This window comes from Phaeocystidibacter marisrubri (assembly GCF_008933165.1).
GTDB classification, from domain to species: domain Bacteria; phylum Bacteroidota; class Bacteroidia; order Flavobacteriales; family Schleiferiaceae; genus Phaeocystidibacter; species Phaeocystidibacter marisrubri.
This window is the reverse complement of record NZ_WBVQ01000003.1, coordinates 86,021-103,425: the sequence shown is the minus strand read 5'-3', so window position 1 is coordinate 103,425 and position 17,405 is coordinate 86,021. Positions and strand designations below refer to the sequence as shown.

At 45.6% G+C, this 17,405-nt stretch carries 9 protein-coding genes; 5 read left to right on the top strand and 4 right to left on the bottom strand.

What is annotated here, in order from left to right:
- The first annotated feature begins 23 nt into the window (after positions 1-23).
- Together F8C82_RS13575 and F8C82_RS13570 are read left to right on the top strand one after the other, a co-directional pair.
- On the top strand, positions 24-2,435 hold the full coding sequence (locus tag F8C82_RS13575; RefSeq protein ID WP_151694166.1) for a hypothetical protein: 2,412 nt from the start codon (positions 24-26) through the stop codon (positions 2,433-2,435).
- A gap of 49 nt (positions 2,436-2,484) precedes the next feature.
- Positions 2,485-3,531 carry an agmatinase family protein gene (locus tag F8C82_RS13570; RefSeq protein ID WP_151694165.1) on the top strand — a complete coding sequence of 349 codons (1,047 nt, stop codon included), beginning with the start codon at positions 2,485-2,487 and terminating at the stop codon, positions 3,529-3,531.
- 1 nt (position 3,532) lies between these two features.
- On the opposite strand, the gene F8C82_RS13565 is transcribed toward F8C82_RS13570, so the two are convergent.
- Complete coding sequence (locus tag F8C82_RS13565) at positions 3,533-4,360, bottom strand: hypothetical protein (RefSeq protein ID WP_151694164.1); 828 nt, start codon at positions 4,358-4,360, stop codon at positions 3,533-3,535.
- Between the two features lie 316 nt (positions 4,361-4,676).
- Between F8C82_RS13565 and purQ the strand changes: the two genes are divergently transcribed.
- Both purQ and F8C82_RS13555 read left to right on the top strand, forming a co-directional pair.
- Positions 4,677-5,369, top strand: coding sequence for a phosphoribosylformylglycinamidine synthase subunit PurQ (gene purQ, locus F8C82_RS13560; protein ID WP_151694163.1), 693 nt, complete (start codon positions 4,677-4,679; stop codon positions 5,367-5,369).
- A 120-nt stretch (positions 5,370-5,489) separates the two neighbouring features.
- Positions 5,490-6,281 carry a hypothetical protein gene (locus F8C82_RS13555; protein ID WP_151694162.1) on the top strand — a complete coding sequence of 264 codons (792 nt, stop codon included), beginning with the start codon at positions 5,490-5,492 and terminating at the stop codon, positions 6,279-6,281.
- A 60-nt stretch (positions 6,282-6,341) separates the two neighbouring features.
- Here F8C82_RS13555 and F8C82_RS13550 read toward each other — a convergent pair whose 3' ends face one another.
- The 3 genes from F8C82_RS13550 to aspS all read right to left on the bottom strand — a co-directional run bounded on the left by F8C82_RS13550 (position 6,342) and on the right by aspS (position 14,574).
- The gene (locus F8C82_RS13550; protein WP_151694161.1) at positions 6,342-10,871 is read right to left on the bottom strand and encodes a T9SS type A sorting domain-containing protein; all 4,530 of its coding nucleotides are present in this window, start codon (positions 10,869-10,871) and stop codon (positions 6,342-6,344) included.
- Between the two features lie 166 nt (positions 10,872-11,037).
- Positions 11,038-12,819 (bottom strand): chloride channel protein, encoded by a 1,782-nt coding sequence (locus tag F8C82_RS13545; RefSeq protein WP_151694160.1) that lies wholly within the window; start codon positions 12,817-12,819, stop codon positions 11,038-11,040.
- Between the two features lie 3 nt (positions 12,820-12,822).
- Positions 12,823-14,574, bottom strand: a complete 1,752-nt coding sequence (gene aspS / locus F8C82_RS13540) for an aspartate--tRNA ligase (protein ID WP_151694159.1) — start codon at positions 14,572-14,574, stop codon at positions 12,823-12,825.
- A gap of 273 nt (positions 14,575-14,847) precedes the next feature.
- Here aspS and F8C82_RS13535 point away from each other — a divergent pair, with 273 nt between their 5' ends.
- A complete protein-coding gene (locus F8C82_RS13535; protein ID WP_170266273.1) occupies positions 14,848-17,355 on the top strand; it encodes a right-handed parallel beta-helix repeat-containing protein in 2,508 nt (835 codons plus the stop codon).
- The last annotated feature ends 50 nt before the right edge of the window (positions 17,356-17,405 follow it).

Sequence of the window (17,405 nt, the reverse complement as noted above, 5' to 3'; positions counted from 1 at the left end):
AAACAAACCAATTAATTTTTCACATGAAAGCATCAGTATATGTTGCTTGCATGGGAATGTCGTTTTGTACTTCTGCCCAAGGTACGTGGTTCGACTCATTTTCAGACCATTCCCTAGGCAGAAATCCCGCTTGGAGCGGTGACACAAGCAACTTTATTCAATCGTCAGACAAACAACTTCAACTCAATGATTCCAATGCTGGTGAAAGCTGGATCTACGCACCATCCACGGCAGAAAAGACTGGCATTTGGAGCGGCTACATCGCGATGGACTTTAACCCTTCCAGCGCCAACTTCGCCACATTAGTACTGTGTGATGACACCCTTGGAAACACTGTAGAATTACGAGTTGCTGGACAATCTGCTGATCGTGTGAAACTCGTCCGAAATACAGGTGCACAATCGCAAACACTTCTGCAATCTCCTGTTGACTATCTAGATCTCGCCTCAGTGACGCTATTCTGGGAAGTCCAGCGTTCTCCCAACCACTATTGGACACTCAATCTCAAACGTGATTCAACTTCATGGGAATACTCGGATTCTGCTTTCGATGACCAGCATTTCTCCTCTCAACGCTTCGGCATAGGAGCCAAATACACGAAGACGAGAGCCACAAAAGTCTTTTGGGATGACATTCATGTTAGCGGCATTCCTTATCGCGATACAATTCCCCCTAAAATTAGCGCAGTTGAATGGAAGAGTAGAACACGATTAGAAATTCAGTTCTCCAAAAGCATCCTACAATTTCCATCCACTGTAGTGGACAATCAAAGTATAATCTGGACGGTTTCCAGAAACTCAAACTCGGAATTCATCTTACAACGAAATTCAGGCGCATCTGATGGGACGTATCAAATCAGCTTAGAATCCTTTATAGACAATGCCGGACTGCCTGCAGACACGCTGCAAACAACACTAGTCCGTCCTATTTACCGATGGGTGCACTTCTCCGAAATTCACTACAATGCAAACACTGAAAGCCCATGGCCCCATGAGTATTTTGAACTTTACGCTCTTGCTTCAGACTCCGTTTCATTGAAAGACTGGACGGTTCGAATCAATGAAAAGAAATACCCATTGCCGGACACTGCATTTGTAGGTAAAATGGCCTTCGCAAATGGACCTCTTGAGCCCAACGTTTACGTAATGAACTTCTCCTCCTTGCCCAATTCAGGAGGCACCCTTGAACTTCTGGATGATTGGAACGAGGTAATAGATTATGTTGAATATAATCCATCATGGCACAGTTCATCGTGGAAAGATAAAAGTGGATGGTCCCTTGAAAGAAATGAAAGCAGGCCCAGTTGCGAAACCGAGAGCGCATGGTCCTCTGCAGGAACCGATGGTGGTTCTCCCGGGCTAGAGAATAAGCCAGAAACCAACCTGTACGCTCCTCTCAATGCTTTGGAGTACATCGCCGCAAACGATACGGGATTCACCCTTCAATTCGCCTTTCCTCTTTTACAATTGCTCGCGAATGGCCAACCTTCTATAGCTACAAATCTCACCCGAAGAAATTGGCATATATCTGACACAGGACAAGTTCAACTCCATGGAGATTTCTGCGGAGGTTTCGTTTTTGACACCACTGCAACTTATTTAGGGGCGCCTGAAATTGCCAATCATCTTCGCATCACTGAACTCTTAGTGGATCCCGTAAACGACATACCCGAATTCATTGAAATCGTCAATTTTGGAAATTTCACCATTGACCTGGAGCAGGTTTACATAGGGAGATGGTCGGTGGATAATGGTGCCGAAGACCTTGCACGCATAACGGACAATAGCACACTCCTCGGCCCTTGGGAAACAGCCGTAATCTGTGATCAACCACTGTCCCTATTCTCGCATTTCGCACATTCCAATCCACGAGCGCACGTCTACAAGGGAAACATGGTGAACCTACCATCAATTGGAGGATTATGCCTCGTCAATTCAGAGGGGACAATGCTCGATTCCACCCGTTGGTCACAGGACAGCTACCATCCACTAACCGATAAAAACACCAGTGTGAGTTTGCGCCGAATTCAATTCACCTCAAGCGAGACTGCATGGACGTCCACTTCTACAGGATCGGGAAACGCAACACCGGGTATCTATCGATTTCACCCCCCTCTTCAAGTGGATGAACCCTCCTTGGAACGCGCTCAATTTTCACCGAATAACGATGGCATCTATGATGAGCTCATCATTCATTTACCCGACTCATGGGAAGGAAAATCGTGTTCACTCAACATCATAACAGCGGATGGTCAGCCACTTGCCCATCCTCTCAAGGAGGTGCTCATCGCTAAAGGTGATGTACTTCGTTGGGATGGATTCGACGAAAATCGCAAAACTCTTGTTCCCGGACAGTATCTGATTGAAATTCAAACTTTATCTTCCGATGGCTCCACCGCGTACTGGTACCATGGTTGTCTTTTAACCTCGCAGTAACTTTGGTGTCGCAAAAAGTGTAAACTTTGTAGTATTCAACTGCACCTACATGACCAAGGAAGAAAAAATTGTTCAGTTTGATCCAAACGGACTTGCTACAGGAGATCGCATTTATGGTCTACCTTTCAATTCAAAAGATGCTGAAGTTGTCATCTTTCCAGTTCCATGGGAAGTCACCGTTAGTTATTCAGGAGGAACAGCCCTTGGTCCGGAGGCGGTTCTAGAAGCTTCTAAGCAAGTGGATTTATACGATCCCTACGTGCGCGATGCCTGGAAAATGGGATTGTACATGGCGAAGATTGACACCAAGTGGAAAGAGCGGAGCGACAAGTATCGAGAAAAAGCAGTTGCCTATTTAGGCGCCCTTGAAACTGGCCACGAAGACAATAAGACCGCCGAACTACTAGAGAAGATCAACCACGCCACTCACAAAATGGTAAAGTGGGTTCAGGAGAGCACGTCGGAGTACTTAGACAAAGATAAATTGGTCGTGCTTTTAGGGGGTGACCACAGCACTCCTTTGGGGTACCTCAAAGCGCTAGCAGAACGTCATCGCAGTTTTGGAATCCTACAAATTGATGCTCATGCGGATTTGAGAGATGCGTATGAAGGATTTGATTACTCGCATGCATCCATCATGACCAATGCGCTGAAAGAAGAACGGATTTCTAAGTTGGTTCAGGTGGGAATCCGCGATTATTGTGAAGAAGAAGTGGATGCTATCGCCGCTCAAAACGGTAGAGTGGTCACCTATTTTGATCGCGATTTGAAGCGAGCGAAGTTCGAAGGAAAAACGTGGAAAGAACAGGTAGAAGAGATCATTGAACACCTGCCTTCCAAAGTGTACATCAGCTTTGATATCGACGGACTAGACCCCAAGCTTTGCCCAAACACTGGCACTCCTGTGGCAGGCGGATTCGATGTAGAGGAAGTTCTCTATTTGTTTGAACGCCTTTCCGAATCAGGCAGAACCATTATCGGAATGGATTTGAACGAAGTTGCTCCAGGCCCGCACGACGATTGGGATGCAAACGTAGGTGCTCGCATTCTCTACCGCATGTGCAACCTCTTGGGTAAGAACAACGGAAGAATTTAATTTATAACTGGATGATGATGGAGCCGCCGCTGCCAGAAACAGTAGCTTCGTCGTCACAGTCACCATTCCCGAAATCCACTTCGTAAACTTTCGCATTCCCTACACTGATTTCGTATTTCCCCTCAACTAACCAAGGGCAACCGTACTTCCAAATCAGATCGTCTTTCACTGTGGCAATCCATTGTGGTTGACCGGTACGTTGACCACTCGCAGCTCCCGTTATGGCAAATCTGATAGAAGATGGATTAAAGGGATTAAAACCATCAATCCAAGTTCTCGTCCGAGTGCTTTCATAGAAAAGAGTATCACCAGGAGAAAAAGCTGCATAGCCGTCAATATCAACCGCCCACTCTGGTTGGCTAGATGAATTAAGCCCTGTAAAAACTTGATGATAAATACCGGCAACCTCAACTTGATTGAAGGTGTAATTGATAAATTCTAAGTCGGTTACTGCACCTCCCGCAATTCGTGGAACCGTGAAGGTCGCTTTAATCTGTCCCGTTCTCACATTGCCTGCAGCATCCGTACAACCTGTTCCAAAATCGATGATTACTCGGTGAAAAGCCGAAGTCAGTGTATCCACAGAGATGACAGCGCAAGAAAGGACATCATTGTTCTTGCCATTGTAATTGCCCTCATAAGCGAGATCTACAATTACGGAGGCATCGTCGTATGGAACTGAAGCAATGGTCGCATCTGTGGTAGCCTTCTCGTCGTATTCTACAGGTCCCGTATTCAATATGTTTTTTTCACACGCCACCACTAAGAATGAAGCGGTAGCGGCAATCCACGCTCCTTTCTTTAGCCAAGATGAATTCGTTGTAAGCATAGTAGTTGTTCTAGTAGATTGCCAATTTCCAGCGTTTTACGGAAAAATACTGCGCGGAAATTCTGTCAGCAGCGGATTACAAGGCCACGCCTGAAGCCCGAGCCCATGCTTTGAACTTCAGACTTCTAACCCAAGGCATCAAACACCCATCACCCGTCACCCGTCACCCGCCATCCGTCATCCAACCCCTAAAACACCTAAAACCTCTAAAACACCTAAAACCCTAAAACCCCAAAAACACCCCCCATTAAACCCTGCTCCCCAACCCATCCAATCTCTAACTTATTCTTTACCTTTGCGGCAAATTCTCAGCAACATGAAATTTGGCGTTGTAACCTTTCCAGGATCGAACTGTGATCAAGACATGATTTATGTACTCCGCAATGTGATGGGGTGCGAAACGGTTGAATTGTGGCACAAAGACACCGATTTACAAGGTGTTGACTTTGTGGTTCTTCCTGGTGGATTCTCGTACGGAGATTACCTTCGTTCAGGAGCCATTGCTCGTTTTTCTCCAATTATGGAGTCCATTATTGAGCACGCAAACAACGGCGGATACGTGTTAGGTGTTTGTAACGGGTTCCAAGTATTGACAGAGAGCCACCTACTTCCCGGCGCCTTGTTGCACAATGAGAGTCACAAATTCATTTGTAAGAATGTTTACCTCAAGCCACAAACAGGCGAGAGCTTGGTAACTCGTGGATTGGACATGGACAAAGCGTACCAAATTCCAATTGCACATGGCGAGGGTAATTACTTCGCGGATGAAGCTACCATCAAGAAGCTCAATGAGAATAACCAAATTCTCTTCCGTTACTGTGATGCAGATGGGAACATTACTCCAGAAGCAAATCCAAATGGTGCAGTTGAGAACATCGCAGGAATCACAAATGAGGGTCGCAATGTATTTGGAATGATGCCACATCCCGAAAGAGCAGCCGATGCAAACCTTGGCAACTTGGATGGAAAAGCAATGTTCGAAAGCATCTTGAACTTGGTGAACGGCTAATCAGGCCAAATTCCCATTTCCACATGCGCGTGGCGCAATATTCTTCTACATAGATGAGAACCATCGATGTGTTCTTTGTCGTTGCTATATTCGCAATCGACCCTGAACATCTCTACCTAAATGAAACGACGCGTCTCTCTCCGAAAAATCGTCAACTGGAAACACTTCCATTTGATTCTTTTGGCACAAGCGCTTCCTGCTTTAGTGTTCTTAGCTATCTGGATAGGTGGTTTTCTTTGGATGCTCTTTGAACTTGATCGTTATAAGCAATTTCAGAATTACGGCCCTTTGCCTTATGAATATGCAAGTCAAGCATTCCAAATATTCAGCGCCATCTTTCTACTTCATTTAATCTCCATCTATTTACTCGGCCTCATTGGCAAATGGCATGTCAGCATTTCAAATGAACTCTACCAAAGCTATCTGCCTGAACTCAAACCCAAATTTGAGCCGAACCGAATGCGGAGTAATAGGCGACGAAAGGAAACCTTCTGGTACATTCTTACCGCATCAATTAGCCTTTTCTTTCTGCTCTATCCTCTCTTTACAAACCGACTGCCGACCCGCAAACTCGACTTTACCCTCACTGCAGCAGGTGTTCCCTTGGCTTTTATCGCCCTGCGTCTCCTTGCAAGTACATTATTGGCCTATAAGTCGGCGGTTGTATTTACAGCATGTCTCAAAAAAACGGAACGAGACCTGCCTACATTTTGGATGGCACTTAAAGAAGACGAGCGCCGTATTGAATCTCATCATTCGGCTTTCCAAAAATGGTGGCTGAAATATCGGATGAAAATCACTTTTGTCCTTCTATACATCTTCCCTTTTATTGGAGTATGGGTACTTCAACCACTTTTCGACAAGATGACCAGACAAGAATCTGTGGATATACTCCAAGAGCTTACGGACTAAAAACTCATAAAAAAACCCCGACGAGTTCGTCGGGGTTCTCTCAATATACACTCGTGGTGTTTACTCTAAAACAATGCGCTTCGTAGTAGATGCTTCACCCACGGTTAGTTTAACCATATAAACGCCTGCAGCGTACTTGCGAAGTGAGAATGGAATCGCAACACTTCCCACTCGCGTTCCTTCGTTACGCACTTCGAGAATCTTTCCAGTAAGATCCATCAACTCAACTTTAACTTCAGCAGCTTCTTCTAAATTGAAGCTCAAAGTAGCTTGGTCAGCCGTTGGATTCGGGAACAATTTCAGATCGATCTGAGCCAACATTTGCTCTTCCACACTGATCTTCTCAATGAACACGTAATTGGATGTTTCTGAACACGTTGCTCCAGCACTCACACGTACAGCATAATTACCCGCCGCTTGCGGATAGAACACACGATTGGTCTCACCAGGAATTGCATTACCATTCGCATCCAACCATTGGTAGTTATACCCCACCAAGTTACACGTCAGACTTCCCCAGTCTACCGTAATACCAGGATTTGCTGGAGGAGCGGCAAACACCTCGATGGTATCTGCTTTAACCGTGGTACAATTACCATTGCTATAACTGTATTCAACGTAATACTTACCCGCACCTAAACTCGCTGGATCAATGACTGAAGAAACCACACCATCAATAGAATAGGTACCTCCAGTCGGGAATCCATAGCTCATGTTTTCTGCTGGATCACTCTCGCAGTAATCTTTCACAGTCATGAATACATTCGGACCATTTTGAACAGCAATAACCGTTGAAGCCGAATTGAAACATCCGTTGGCATCGGTGTATTCATAGGTGATGGTATGTGCACCTACACCGGCAGAAACCGGATCGAAAGTGGTTCCACTCACTCCTCTACCTGAATACGTACCTCCCGCAGGCGTTCCTGTAAGGGCAAAAGCAGCATCACCTGAACATATCGGACCATACGTACCTGCATCAACATTTGGTAATGCATTTACATTTAAGATGATATTATTCGAAGAGACAACCGAAGGAATGGCACATTGCTCTGTCGATTGAAGCTCTACTCGGATGGTGTCGTTATTTGACAATTGTTGAATGGTGATGGTATCGCCAGAATTTCCTCTAGCCAGACCGTTCACAAACCACTGATATTGTGGATTTGCTCCGCCATTGACGCTGGATGCATAGAAGGTTACTTCCTCTCCTGCACAAATGGTGGTTGCACTCGCCGTGAGGTTCACAGAAGGAACAGTAGCGGCAACAATATGAATGGAATTTGCGACATAGATAGAGTCCGAACCGAAGCTATTGGACACTACCAACGATGCTGAATACGTACCTGTGCCCGCATAAGTAACGGTTGGATTCGCCGCAGTAGAAGTTGACGGTGAACCTCCAGGGAATGTCCACTGATAACTCTGACCGTTTACACCACTCAAGTTGTAATACTGAACGGTAGATCCTTCACAAGCTGTGTCTGCCGCAAAGTAATCCGCAATAGGCGCAGCTCCAGCAGAGGCGGTAACGCTAATGTTATCTAAGTACAAGTTGTTTCCGTTTCCGTTCACGCCAACAAACTTGATGCGCACTTGCGACAAGTTATCATATGCACTCAAATCCAATGAATCGGTTCTCCAATCCGATGGAGCTTGAGGAGTGAATTCAGATGTTTGCATGGCACCGGTCACGAAGTTTCCACTTCCATCTTCTCCTCTAGCATGCTCCAAAGACCAAGTAGCTCCACAATCAGAACTCACATAAATCTTCAAACTATCCAAGGCCGATGACGAATACTGGCGATAGGCCATGTCATAAACCAATTTTGCGTTTGCCACCCCTGACAGATCAAATGGAGGAAGTACCAAATCGTCTTCAGCACCCACTATAGAATAATCGTAGAAATCCATATAAACACTACCATTTCCGGCAGGTGAAGCCGACCAAGTAATGTTGTTATCTGGATTGATAATCTCGTAATCTTCAGAAACTCCGTTGGCAAAATCTTCAGAATAAGGTACTGATAAACCGCCCACACCAATAGCTCCGATTTCAACCACTGTATCAGAACCAAATCGGTTAGACGCAATGAGTTGAACTGAATATTGACCTGTGGCAGAGACCACAATTTGCGGATCCTGAGATTGTGCATTGGTCCCGTTCACAAACTGATACGTAGATGGAACGATCGTCCAATCCCAAGCGGTTGGTGAATACGTGCTGATATCGGTTAGTGTGATGGTATCTCCAAGCACACATGATGCTTTTGGAGCGACTGTAAATGCTGCATTTGGCTTACCCAAGAATGTATTTGCCAAAGGGCTCTCCCACACACCTCTACCGTACGTTCCCGCACGAATGATGCCTGCACCGTAGTGGATTTCGAGGTCGTTAACGATGACATTCGGAAGACCTGACATAAATGGAACCCACGATGTTGAACCGTAATCGCGGTAATAAACACCAATATCAGTTCCCACATAAATAGCACCATTGGAGCCCTTTTGGTAGATAATGGCATTCACTGGTAAGTTCGGGAGTGATCCTGTGATATTCGACCAAGACAAACCGCCATTGATGGATTCATACACTTTGAAGTTTGCATCATAACCCGACTTACAAATCCAAATGTGATTTGGATCGGTATCGGAAATAGCGATGTCGGTAACCGAACGTGAATTTGAAATGTTGTTAGAGATCAATGCCCATGTAGCGCCGCCATCCATCGATTTATATACGTTTTGCTCAATGCTCACATAGATATAGTCTGGATTGCTCTCGGATACAGCAATGGCATCAATCCACTGTTGAGTACCTTGAATGGCACCACTGGTTGCGGAGAAAGACAAACCGGCATTGGTCGTTTTCCAAAGTTGATCATAGCCGATATACACAACATTATCATTGGTAGGATCAATAACAATTGGCGTAACCCATTGACCTGTTCCATTTGGAGGCAGGTTAAAGGTTGCGTTGAAACTCTGACCTCCATTGGTCGACTTTGAGAAGTTCCCGTACTGAGAAGCTGCATACATCACATTGGGATTATCCTCTGCGATGGCGTTGTCCATACCGTCTCCACCTTTCACTCGGTCCCAACCAAAGGTGTTGTTGAGATGCGTACCGTTGTCTTGAGCTCCACCAATAGTAAGGTTCTGCTCACCTTCTGAGATATCGATACAATAGTATTGGGTAATGTGCAGTCCGTTACAAAGTTCTACGTAATTGGTACCGTCGGCGGTCATATAAACTCCACCATCATTCCCCGCATAGAAATCGCTGGTGCCCGGCTTAAACATAAATGCATGCTGATCTGCGTGAGCAAAGTCAGCACCGCCACCACCGTACCAGTGTGCGCTGAGTGACCAGCTAGTTCCACCATTGGTAGACCTCCAAATGTTCACACCCCCCACATACACTTCATTCTTGTTGATTGGAGAAACAGCAATGGCCAAATCATACCATCCCTGTCCTCCGGCAGAACCCCCTGAATTCCCTCCTGGGTTTGTTCCCCAAGAAAGCAGGTTCTGAGTATTTCCGCTAAACACGAGCGTCCAGTTCGCACCGCGATCGGTAGAACGATAAACTCCGTCCAGACCGTTATTCGATGCTGTTACTAACGCATATACGTAGTTGTTATCGTCTGCTGTTGTGGCAATTTCCACGCGGGTTACACCACTGTTTGGGATACCATTTGTGGCTGTCGTCCAAGTCTGTCCCGCATCCGTGGAACGCATGATATTTCCTCCAGAGTTTGACCCTACAAAGAGGGTGTCTGAAGCACCTGGGATGAAGGTCAACATTTGCCAAGATCCGCCTTGAACGCTGCTAAAGTTCGCGCCTCCGTCAGTAGATCGGTGAATGCCATTTCGAGTGGCTACAACAATTTCTTGTGTGTTTTTTGGATTGATGTAAATCCCACCAATTCTGCGACTCATGATCACAGAATAGCTCATGCCAGTCGTATTCCAGGTCTGACCACCATCGGTCGATTTTAATAGACCAATACTGTAGGTATCTGCAGCATCGCGATCACCTGTAGCGATGTACATCGTATCTGGATGCAAAGGATCAATTGCAATATCAGAAACCCCAAGGTTCGGAAGCAAATCCGTGTTTGTACTCCATGAAGTACCCCCATCGGTTGATTTCCAAACCCCACCTGCAGGAGCACCCGCAAATATGATGTTGGAATTTTCTGGGTGGAATTCAATACAGTTCACACGCCCAACCCCCCCAAGGGCATTGCCGTTATACGGGCCAATGTGCGACCAGTTACCGAGGTTCACTTTATTGCTCCCCATCTTCATCCCTTCATTCCAAAGAATGGCAGGATCAGGCCTTTCCCCTGTTGGGAAAACGCGTGGTTCCATAAAGGCTTCCCAACGTTTAAACTGCTTCCAACCGTGACTTCTCTCTACTTCACGATCTTTCCAATACGCTTCAAAGCTCTCTTGTACTGTGTAAAAATTAACGGATGGGTCTGCCATCTGTTTAACATAGTCTGGGGTTCCATCTTGCGCAAATGCAGAGCCAACCATTAAACAGAATACGCCCAATAGGCATGTGCGTAATATCTTCATCATGTGCGAACATTAGGGTTTCTTACCTATACGAAGTTGAAACACATATAGTTGCAAAATGTTCAACTTTTTACAGGGGGAGCAATATAAGCAAAGTATAAACGACTGAGTTCCTATTCCTTACAGCAGGTAAAGAAATGTTCAATTGAAACGATTCGGGCTAATCCAGCTACCTATCGTCGCTTACCTCAATTAACTTACGGCGATACGCAGAGAATAGTTTCGACTTAGATATAAATCCAATGTACTTCCCTTGGCTATCAGTAACCGGAAGGTTCCATGCACCTGAGGTTTGAAATTTGTGCATCACCGCTTCCATGGTATCGGTTTTCTCCACAATTGCGGGAGCATTCACCATCAAATCTCGCACAAAAACCTTGTCGTATAAGGTCTTGTCGAAAAGCATTTGCTTGAAATCATCCAAAGTCAGAACCCCTACCAATCTACCCTCTTCCAAAACTGGGAAAAGATTTCGGCGTGACTTTGTAAATACCTGCACTAGATCGCGCAAGCTCATGCTTGGATGGGTATGGATGAAGTCGCGTTCAATCACTTGTTCGGTCTTCATCAGGGTAAGGATGGTCTGATCTTTATTGTGGGTAATAAGATCGCCCCTACGCGCCAACTGTTCGGTGTAAATGCTGTGTGGATCAATTCCCCTCGTTACGAGATAAGCCGTTGCTGAAGTAAGCATCAAAGGGAGGAACAGACTGTACCCTCCAGTTACCTCAGCAATGAGAAAGATGGCTGTTAGTGGAGCGTGAAGTACACCAGCCATTAGACCAGCCATGGCTACCAAGGTGAAGTTACTTTCTGGCAAGTTGGCCAGTCCGGTGCTATTGATAAACTTGGCATACATCAATCCTAATGCACTGCCCATAAATAGGGTAGGTGCAAAAATCCCCCCTACGCCTCCAGCATTCATAGTAAAAGAGGCCGCGAGTACTTTAAATAGAAAAAGTCCGGCTAACAAGAGCAAAATGGTAGGAAGTCCCGCGTCATCACTCCACAAGAAACTGCGGGATAGAACGCGTTCAACATCTCCATCTAGCAAGTGGTTAATGGTAGAGAAACCTTCCCCATACAACGGTGGAATCAAGAAGATAAGGAGTCCGAGAGCCGTACCCCCCACGAGCACTTTTACGTATTTATTCTCGAGCTTATCAAAAAGTCCTTCCGTCATAAAGAAGGCCTTTTTGAAGTAAATGGAAACCAGCGAGCAAAGGACACCTACTCCGATATAAGCCGGAACGTGACTCACTTCAAATTGTGCAGTGAGATTGGAACTGATGATCTGGCTATCTCCTTCTAAGAAAATACTGGTCACCGCCCCTGAAACAGAGGCCAAGAGCAACGGTAAAAGGGAGGCCATGGTCAGATCAAGACTAAAAATCTCGATAGTAAAAATGATGGCAGCAATAGGTGCATTAAAGATAGACGCGATAGCACCTGCTGTTGCACAACCAATGAGAAGAATACGCTGCTTGTAGGTAAGGTGAAGAATCCTCCCCACATTAGATCCAATAGCCGACCCCGTACTTACGGTAGGTCCCTCCAAACCAACGGATCCCCCCATGCCTACTGTAAAGGCAGAAGTAATCACCGAAGCGAACATCTTGAACGGCTTCAAAATGCCATTTCGACGGGAGATAGCATAGAGCGTACTGGGAATCCCCTCTCCCAATGGACCCGGCAACCATCGCTTGATGAGAACGGTAATCAGAATACCGATGATAGGAAAGAGGAAATAGTAAACTTGATGGTAATCACGAAGGCGCTCACTCGTCACCAACTCTTGGATGGCGTGAGTAGAGTTCTTTAGGATAACCGCAACAAATCCCGTAATAAGCCCCACCAAAATACTCAAGAGAATGATGAACTGCTTTTGAGGGATGTGTTTGATCCTCCAAACCAGAAATCTTCCTAAATAGTTGTCGGGGCGTGTGGTCATCGCTTAATCGAGCGGTTTAAGACCAAGATACAATTCATCGAGTTGTTCACCAGAAATGGCCGCTGGAGCATCGATCATCACGTCTCTACCAGCGTTGTTTTTCGGGAATGCGATGTAATCGCGAATCACCTCATCACCACCAATCAAGGCGCAGAGGCGGTCAAAACCAAAAGCGATACCTCCATGTGGCGGAGCGCCGTATTCAAAGGCATTCATCAAGAAACCGAATTGCTCCTGCGCTTCTTCGTCGCTAAAGCCAAGAAGCGTAAACATGCGCTTTTGAAGGTCGCGATCATGGATACGGATAGATCCACCACCAATTTCGTTACCATTCAACACCATATCGTAGGCATTGGCCCGAACCTCACCTGGAGCCGTGTCAATTTTATCCATATCCTCCGGCTTAGGTGAAGTAAATGGATGGTGCATTGCATAGTAACGCTCGGTATCTTCGTCCCACTCCAATAGCGGAAAGTCCGTCACCCAAAGCGGAGCAAACACATCTGGATTTCTCAATCCGAGTTCTTCTCCCATGTAAAGACGAAGTTCACTCATCGCCTTTCGGGTTTTCGTTTCGGCACCTGCCAAGATGAGCATCAAATCGCCTGGCTGAGCGCCAAAGGCTTCTGCCCATTCTGCTTGTGCTGCTTCGTCGAAGAATTTATTGACAGAAGAAGAGCGAGATCCGTCTTCTCCGTATTTCGCCCAAATAACGCCACCCATTCCAATTTGTGGACGTTGAACCCATTTGGTCAGTGCATCGAGTTGCTTTCTAGTCCAATCCGCAGCTCCATCCACTTTAATTCCAACCACCAATTCTGAGTCGTCGAAAACTTTGAAGCCTTTACCCTGAACTAAGTCGTTCATTTTGATAAGCTCCATTCCGAAGCGAATATCTGGCTTATCATTTCCATAGCGTTCCATGGCTTCATGCCAGCTCATGCGTGGAACCTCGTCAATTTCAACACCGCGAACTTCCTTCAATAAGCTTTTTATCAAGCCTTCAAACATAGAGATGATGTCTTCCTGTTCTACAAAGGCCATTTCGCAGTCAATTTGAGTAAACTCAGGCTGACGATCGGCACGAAGGTCCTCATCGCGGAAACAACGAACAATTTGGTAATAGCGATCCATGCCCGCTACCATCAAAAGTTGCTTGAACGTTTGAGGTGATTGTGGAAGAGCGTAAAACTCATTGGGATTCATACGGCTCGGCACCACGAAATCGCGAGCTCCTTCTGGTGTTGATTTGATGAGGTATGGAGTTTCCACATCGATGAAACCCGCATCAGAAAGGTACTTGCGAACGGCCATACTTACACGGTGGCGAAGCATTAGGTTGTCGCGAACGGGATTTCTTCGGATATCTAGATAGCGGTACTTCATGCGAAGTTCTTCACCGCCGTCCGTTTCATTTTCAATAGTGAATGGTGGTGTTTTAGCCGCATTCAAGACCTTCAAGTCTGTCACTACCACTTCCACATCACCAGTTGGATTCTGCTTGTTCACGCTCTCGCGGGCAATCACCTTACCTGTAGCTTGAATCACAAATTCGCGGTTCACTTTACGCGCCTTTTCCAAGAGAGTGGCATCCACTCCATCATTAAAGGCGAGTTGAGTAATTCCATAGCGATCTCGGAGGTCGATAAACGACATTCCACCTAGATCACGACGGCGTTGAACCCATCCTGAAAGCGTTACTTCCTTCCCTACATGTTCGGCGCGGAGTTCCCCGCAAGTATGCGTACGATACATATCCTAAAATTTGCGCTGCGAAGGTAGGGAATGGAACTGAGTTTATGAGTTTAACGGGGGTAGTGTTTGAGGAGATTATGTTCGCAGGAAGAGGGGTTACAATCGATAAAACACATCATACTATATCTATTTAAACACCCAACTTCAGCGATGAGCAAATCATCAATGAAGTCCAACCACGTCTAACAGACCCGTTCTTACAACAGCGTACAAAATGTCAGTTTGAAGTAGCTCACTTCTATGTTTCTTATTTTTGAAAAAATCAATCCACTCATGCGCACCCTCTTTATCGCTCTCTGGTGTTTATCATCTCTACTAACCCATGCACAATGGACGGTTGTCAATACCAATTCGTCGGGGCCTGGAAGCTTGCGTTACGCCCTAGACTCTTATAGCGCAGGAGACACCATCCAATTTGATAAAACAGTATTGACGAATGGAAATGCAAATTTCTTTAGTCCTGTAAATTACCTCATCACCAAACCGGTGCACATCATAGGGGTAGATTCGGCAGGGTTTAGAGTCATTTTCAATGGCATCAATCAGCATAGAGCTTTCCGATTGAATATCCCTGATACAGTTCCCAACCGAACCGTTAGTCTATCAAATCTCGTCTTCAAGGACATGAACTCCTCTACCTACAGCGATAAAGACGGGGGAGCCATCAATGTTCTTGGTTTAGACACGCTGATTGTTGATGGATGTGTTTTTCAAAACGTAGATTCTGATGGTTACGGCGCAGCCATTGGATCCCAAAACAACGGTCCCGGAACCGTTTTCACCCCCGATTTTGTGCGGATTACAAACTCACAATTTTCAGGAGGAACAGCGTATCTGGGCGGTGTCGTTTACTTTCACAAGTTCCAGAAAATAGAAGTTGAAAATTGTGAATTTTACAATAATGGCTCCGTCAATCTACAACTGGAACTTGGAGATGAAGTGTCTATTAAAGACTGTAACTTTCATGACAACCAAGTCTTTTTCTCGAGCCGGGGTGGAACAGACTCACCAAGTATGTATTTATCAACTTTAGATCGGGCTAAAGTTGATTCTTGCCAATTTTCAGACAATATCACCAGTCACGGTTGCGCACAATATCGTTCTATAGATTCTATTTTCTTCAACCACTGCACATTTGTGAGCAATACAGCCACAAGTGAAGCTCCTGGAATTACAGAAAGAGCGGGTTCAGCTCATTCATATATGAGAATATTACATTGCACCTTCAAGGACAATCAGGGCGTAATTTCTGGGGGAATCCAGGTAGCTAATGGACTCATTAAGAATAGCATTGTCAGAGGCAACTCTTCCAGTTACGGTGGTGCAATTCGAGCAAACAGCAAATCGGTAGGTGGAGATAACCTCGTTAGAATTGAGGACTGTGTCCTCGATTCAAATACAACTACAGGCAGAGGCGGCGCGATAACCATATATTCCGATGACTTCGTACTTCTGCGATCTACTATATCCCACAACACATCAAACGACATGGGAGGCGCGTTGTACTTTGGCTCTACTGGATTGACAAGACACATCGCTTCTAATACGATTGTTCACAACCAAGCTGATGAAGGAGGGGCTTTCTACTTTGACAGAGGTTCGGCTACACTTAGAAACAACACCATATACGGCAACTCCGCTACGAGTAACGGAAATGCCTTTTACATCAATAGGGGAAACTTCGACTTGAAAGGGAATATCATCTCATCAAATTCAGGCGGACAAGATGTATTGGCATATCCCCAAGCTCCAAGCAATTTTAAAATATCATCTCTTGGGTACAATATTACTCAACCTGGATTCCCGCTTGACCGTCAGTACACCGACCTGACTCGATTCCCTGATTCCGCAATTGGACTGGGTCCTCTTGCTCATAACGGAGGCTTTGGTCAAACCATGCTTCCACTTCAAGGTAGTCCTGCGGCTAACTCTGGAGACTCCACAGACCACTCGCTGCATCAAAATCTCGTTCCCATTTTCATGCAAAGAGATCGTGGTGCTGCAGAAGGAAGTGCCCAATCTCATTATTCATTTGAGGCCTATACTGGATGTGACTCAGCTCTTTTTTACAGCCAATGGTATCATTCCGACACCATTATTTCAGCCACTTTCAACAATCGACACAACAGCGACAGTACTCATGTAGTTACGTTGAGTATTCAACAGAGTTACCACGACAGTGCCGTTGTTCACATCGATACGTGTGGGCCTTTTAAATATGCCGATGGTAACACGTATTACCGCGACACCTCGTTTATTGCTACGCTTTCGAGCATTCACGGCTGCGATAGTGTTGTTGATGTGAGAATGACTATCACTCCCATCGATGATTCTGTATGGGTTCATTGGACAGACTTCATTGCAACCAATTCGAATGCAACCGTTGAATGGTACACTTGTGAAGACTCTACTTTAGTTTCCGTTTATCACGCTTACACTGCACCTGATACAGCTGGATATTTTGCTGCCATAAGTGAAGATGGATGTACGGCGTACACGAAATGCTACAGTTGGAGTATCGGGATAGAAGAAAACTCGAATTCTGCTGTTTATCTCCTTCCTAATCCTGCTCATTCATCATTCAGAATTGACTATCCTGCAGAATGGGGTTCTACTCATTTTGAAATAGCAGATATGACAGGTAGAGTGATGTTGAACGAGTTTAATTACTCATCCAACAAGACTGTCACTCATGACTTGGCTTCGGGCACATATGTCGTTCGATTATTCAATGATCATGGGAACCTCATCACCAAACGACTCTTCGTAAGAAGAGATTAATCAGTCATCCGATTAATGGGAGCATTCCCGCTTCCACTTTGCCAAAACAC

Coding starts and splice junctions, on each gene's coding strand:
- purQ (WP_151694163.1), top strand. CDS start 4,677: ATGAAATTTGGCGTTGTAACCTTTCCAGGATCGAACTGTGATCAAGAC.
- F8C82_RS13535 (WP_170266273.1), top strand. CDS start 14,848: ATGCGCACCCTCTTTATCGCTCTCTGGTGTTTATCATCTCTACTAACC.
- F8C82_RS13550 (WP_151694161.1), bottom strand. CDS start 10,871: ATGATGAAGATATTACGCACATGCCTATTGGGCGTATTCTGTTTAATG.
- F8C82_RS13570 (WP_151694165.1), top strand. CDS start 2,485: ATGACCAAGGAAGAAAAAATTGTTCAGTTTGATCCAAACGGACTTGCT.
- aspS (WP_151694159.1), bottom strand. CDS start 14,574: ATGTATCGTACGCATACTTGCGGGGAACTCCGCGCCGAACATGTAGGG.
- F8C82_RS13575 (WP_151694166.1), top strand. CDS start 24: ATGAAAGCATCAGTATATGTTGCTTGCATGGGAATGTCGTTTTGTACT.
- F8C82_RS13545 (WP_151694160.1), bottom strand. CDS start 12,819: ATGACCACACGCCCCGACAACTATTTAGGAAGATTTCTGGTTTGGAGG.
- F8C82_RS13555 (WP_151694162.1), top strand. CDS start 5,490: ATGAAACGACGCGTCTCTCTCCGAAAAATCGTCAACTGGAAACACTTC.
- F8C82_RS13565 (WP_151694164.1), bottom strand. CDS start 4,360: ATGCTTACAACGAATTCATCTTGGCTAAAGAAAGGAGCGTGGATTGCC.